This is a genomic window from Flavobacterium sp. GNP011, assembly GCF_056428925.1.
Genome location: NZ_JBWJVJ010000035.1, coordinates 1 through 4,514 on the forward strand (window position 1 = coordinate 1; position 4,514 = coordinate 4,514).

Below are 4,514 nucleotides of genomic sequence, written 5' to 3' on the forward strand. Positions count from 1 at the left end.
CACAAGAGATACAGCGGATAGCAGGAAATAGCTCCTAAAATTACACATTTATATCTTTAAAATGCTGTTTTTTTGCGTAGCGAATCATGTTGGTAAAAGCATCGTCATCTAAACTCGGAATTTCTAAAATTTGGTTCAGAATTTTGGTATCGTACTCGTTTGCCGCTGTTGTAAAATACGGACTCAAATGCTTGCCAATACTCTCGTAATACAGTTTTTCAATCGTATTTTGATATGTAAATTCTTCGGTGTTTTCTATTAAAGTAAAATTAGAATAACCAACCTCTTTCATGATTAATTTCAAGCCTTTAGTCATATTAAAACTTTTGTTGTGAACGATGTTTAACTGTTCAATATCGTCTCGTTGAAAAGTTGAAACAATTACTTTTGCAACATAGTCTACAGGAATAATGTTTAAAACCGTATCAGGATTTACAATAAACCTCACGTTTTCTTGATCGCCTTTGCGCTGCGATGTAAAATGGAAAAATTTGGCTAACAAATAAAATACCATATATTTTGAAATAAAATAAGGGTTTTCAGGAGTGAGCATGTTGCCGCCGATAACGCTGGGACGCAAAATTTGAAAAGGCAAACCTATTTTTTTACAAGCTGTTGCAATGAAATTTTCAGAGGCAAATTTGGCGTTTTCGTATGCATTACGATGCTCTGGCTCAAAATTTAAGGAATGAAAATCGTTATCAATTATTCCAATTCGGTTGCCTGACGAAAACGCTGTCCCGATGTAAATAAATTTGGTGATAAACGGATGAAAAAGTTCAAAAATAGACTTTGTTATATTAGTATTTTCGTTAAAAATCCTTTCACGCTGGGATTCGTCTGTAGATAAATTAACCAAACCAGCCGAGTGAATAAAATACGCTCCTTTGATTTTTTCGGTTACTGTATTTTGAATATCCGCTAAATCTGTATCAATGATTTCGATAAATTTTTGAAGTTTTTCAAAACCTTGCTGAAGCAATACAGAAGGTGTGTAGCTGCTTGTAAGCAACTCTTTGATGCGATCGTGGGCTGATTTTTTTCCTTTGTTTCGCGCTATCAAAAAGAGTTTTCCATCAGGGTTAGAAGTACTAAAAAGTTCTAGAATTTCATACATGACGTGCGATCCTAAAACGCCCGTGGCACCGGTAAGTATTATTTTCATTCGTTGTTTGTTCAAAAAACAAATGTAGTTTTAAAAAAGAATAAATTGTTTTTTAAAACTACAAATGTGTATATCGAGAATTGTGGATTTAGATTCCTTCGGTCAGTTTATCCAGCGTATACGCAATTAAGGCATCTACCGCTTTATAAGGATCCTCGCTAAAAGTTCCAGATGCACGATTGGCAATGATGGCGTTTAATGACAAGGCTTGGTGTCCTAAAAGTGCCGAAAGCCCATAAATTGCAGCGGTTTCCATTTCTAAATTTGTAATTTGGTTATCACCAAATTTAAAATTATCCATTTTTGAATTCAATGCTTCGTCTTGAATGTTCAAACGGAGTACGCGTCCTTGTGGTCCGTAGAAACCTCCGGCAGTTGCTGTGATTCCTTTGTGCATTTGGTCGCTTTCAATCACTTTTTCTAATTTTTCAGAACAAGCAATTACATACGGTTTTCCTTTTTTGAGATCCCAATTCGTATGTTGAACGAAAGCGTCTTCTATTTCTAGATTCGAAACTTCGTCAATTAAATAGGAGCGAAGCATGTTGTCTAATCCCAAGCCAAATTTAGATAAAACAAAACTATCCACAGGAATATCAGCCTGCAAAGAACCTGAAGTTCCAATACGAATGATGTTCAAGGAAGTTAAATTTTCTTTTGGCTGACGCGTTTCAAGATCGATGTTAACTAAAGCATCAAGCTCGTTGATTACAATGTCAATGTTATCTGGTCCAATACCTGTAGACATCACGGTAATGCGCTTCCCTTTAAAAATTCCGGTTTGGGTTTTGAATTCTCTTTTTTGAGTTGAAAATTCAATACTATCGAAAAATTGAGTGATTTTCTCCACACGATTTTGATCTCCAACAAAGATGATATCGTGCGCAATATTTTCCGGTTTTAAATTCAAATGGTAAACGCTACCGTCTGGATTTAATATTAATTCTGATGATTGTATCATTATTTTTTTTATTTAAGGTTTAAGGTTTAAGGTTTCAAGTTGCACAACTGAATATTAAAACTGAGACTGTATACTGAGACTGCAAACTATCATCCGCCAACACGTTTTACTTTGAATCCTTTTAGTTTTAATATTTCCATTATTTTATTTCGATAATCCCCTTGAATGATTATAGAATCGTCTTTGAAAGTACCGCCAACACTCAGTTTGGTTTTAATTTCTTTGGCTAAGATTTTAAAATCTTCATCCGTTCCTTCGTAACCTTCAATTATGGTAGTTGCTTTTCCTTTTCGTTTTTCAAATTTACAAATCATTGGCTCTTTTTGAACGTATAATTCGTGCGCTACAGACTCCGCTTGCTCTTCTGGCAAAGGTTCATGATCTGGGAAAAGATTTTTTAATTGGTCTTGTAAGTCCATAACTTTAAAATTATTGATTATTTAATTATTAAGAAATTTAAGTTTTACAGCTCCTAATTTCTTACTACTTAAAAACAAAAAGACATCAAGCGAACTCGATGTCTTTCTTGAACTATTGAATTAAAATTTATTTTTTGATCAAGCCTAAATCTACTAGACGCTCGTAAAGGTAATCACCTGCAGTAATGTCCTCAAACTGTTTTGGATTTTCGGCATCGATACAATTTTCTAGGCAATTTAATGGCATATCGCTCACTGGATGCATAAAAAACGGAACAGAATAACGTGAAGTTCCCCATAATTCACGTGGAGGATTCACTACTTGATGAATAGTCGATTTCAATTTGTTGTTCGTATGACGTGATAACATGTCACCTACATTAATTACCAACTCGTCTGACTCAGCAATAGCGTCAATCCATTCTCCGTTGTGGTTTTGCACTTGTAAGCCTTTGCCTTGAGCACCCATCAACAACGTAATCAAATTAATGTCACCATGAGCAGCAGCTCTGATTGCATTTTCAGGCTCTGAAGTAATTGGTGGGTAATGAATAGGTCTTAGGATAGAATTTCCATCTTTGGCATAATTGTCAAAATAAAATTCATCTAATCCTAATCGTAAGGCCAAAGCTCTCAACACATACACACCTGTTTTTTCTAACATTTGGTAGGCTTCTTTTCCTACTACATTAAAACGAGGTAATTCATTTACTTCAACATTTTCAGGATATTCTGCAGCATATTTAGAATCTTGAGACACATACTGTCCAAAATGCCAAAATTCTTTTAAATCTCCTTCTTTTCTGCCTTTGGCATGTTCTGTTCCAAAAGAAACATACCCTCTTTGTCCGCCAATTCCAGGGATTTCATAACCACGTTTTGTTTCTAAAGGCAATGCGAAAAAATTTCTGATTTCACCATACAATTCTTCAACTAACGGATCATTTAAAAAATGCCCTTTTAGTGCTACGAAGCCAATGTCTTCAAATGCACTTCCGATTTCATTTACAAATTTTTGTTTACGTGCCGGGTCATCCGACAGGAAATCACGCAAGTCAACACTAGGAATGTTTTGCATACTTAAATAATTTTATAAATTGCAAGGAATAAATCTTGCAGTTACAAATGTAAAGAATAATTTTATATCTGAATTTTAAATTTTATAAACAACATGAAAAAATATAACAAAATAATACAAAACTGTTATATTTTTTTATCTTTGAACCATACATTAAAACCGCAACCATGATCTTCGACAGAAAAAATCTTACTGACACTCAATTATTAGATTTATATAAACGAATACTAAAACCACGACTAATAGAGGAAAAAATGTTAATCCTTATTCGTCAAGGTAAAGTATCCAAGTGGTTTTCTGGAATAGGACAGGAGGCTATCTCCGTTGGTGTGACCGCAGTTTTAGATGCAGATGAATACATTTTGCCTATGCATAGAAATTTGGGCGTATTTACAGGAAGAGATATTCCGTTATACCGCCTTTTTTCGCAATGGCAAGGTAAAGCCAATGGTTTTACAAAAGGTCGCGATCGTAGTTTTCATTTTGGAACCCAACAGTACAAAATTATTGGTATGATTTCGCATTTAGGTCCTCAGTTAGGTGTGGCTGATGGAATTGCTTTGGCCAATAAACTTAAGAAAAACGGTAAAGTTACCGCTGTTTTTACTGGAGAAGGAGCAACAAGTGAAGGAGACTTTCATGAAGCCTTAAATATTGCTTCGGTATGGGAATTACCTGTTTTATTTGTAATTGAAAATAATGGATACGGACTTTCTACACCAACAAATGAGCAATATAGATGTGAAAATTTAGCTGATAAAGGCATTGGTTACGGAATGGAAAGTCATATTGTTGACGGAAATAATATATTGGAAGTATTTAATTTATTATCTGAATTAAACTCTAATAAAACAGGTCTTGGATTTTCTTTCATTGAAGCCTTTAATTCAG

General features: G+C 34.4%; 5 protein-coding genes. 1 reads left to right on the forward strand and 4 read right to left on the reverse strand.

The annotated features are described in order from the left end of the window. Positions 1-40 precede the first annotated feature (40 nt). The 4 genes from AC061E_RS16365 to AC061E_RS16380 all read right to left on the reverse strand — a co-directional run bounded on the left by AC061E_RS16365 (position 41) and on the right by AC061E_RS16380 (position 3,623). Positions 41-1,165, reverse strand: a complete 1,125-nt coding sequence (locus AC061E_RS16365) for an SDR family oxidoreductase (RefSeq protein WP_478287215.1) — start codon at positions 1,163-1,165, stop codon at positions 41-43. An 88-nt stretch (positions 1,166-1,253) separates the two neighbouring features. Then, a complete protein-coding gene (locus AC061E_RS16370; protein WP_478287216.1) occupies positions 1,254-2,126 on the reverse strand; it encodes a nucleoside phosphorylase in 873 nt (290 codons plus the stop codon). Positions 2,127-2,215: 89 nt separating this feature from the next. Further along, positions 2,216-2,545, reverse strand: coding sequence for a translation initiation factor (locus tag AC061E_RS16375; RefSeq protein WP_478287217.1), 330 nt, complete (start codon positions 2,543-2,545; stop codon positions 2,216-2,218). Positions 2,546-2,672: 127 nt separating this feature from the next. Continuing rightward, positions 2,673-3,623, reverse strand: a complete 951-nt coding sequence (locus AC061E_RS16380) for an isopenicillin N synthase family dioxygenase (RefSeq protein WP_478287218.1) — start codon at positions 3,621-3,623, stop codon at positions 2,673-2,675. A gap of 167 nt (positions 3,624-3,790) precedes the next feature. On the opposite strand from AC061E_RS16380, the gene AC061E_RS16385 reads away from it, so the two are divergent. After that, a partial coding sequence (locus AC061E_RS16385; RefSeq protein ID WP_478287219.1) for a thiamine pyrophosphate-dependent dehydrogenase E1 component subunit alpha occupies positions 3,791-4,514 on the forward strand: 724 nt, incomplete at its 3' end.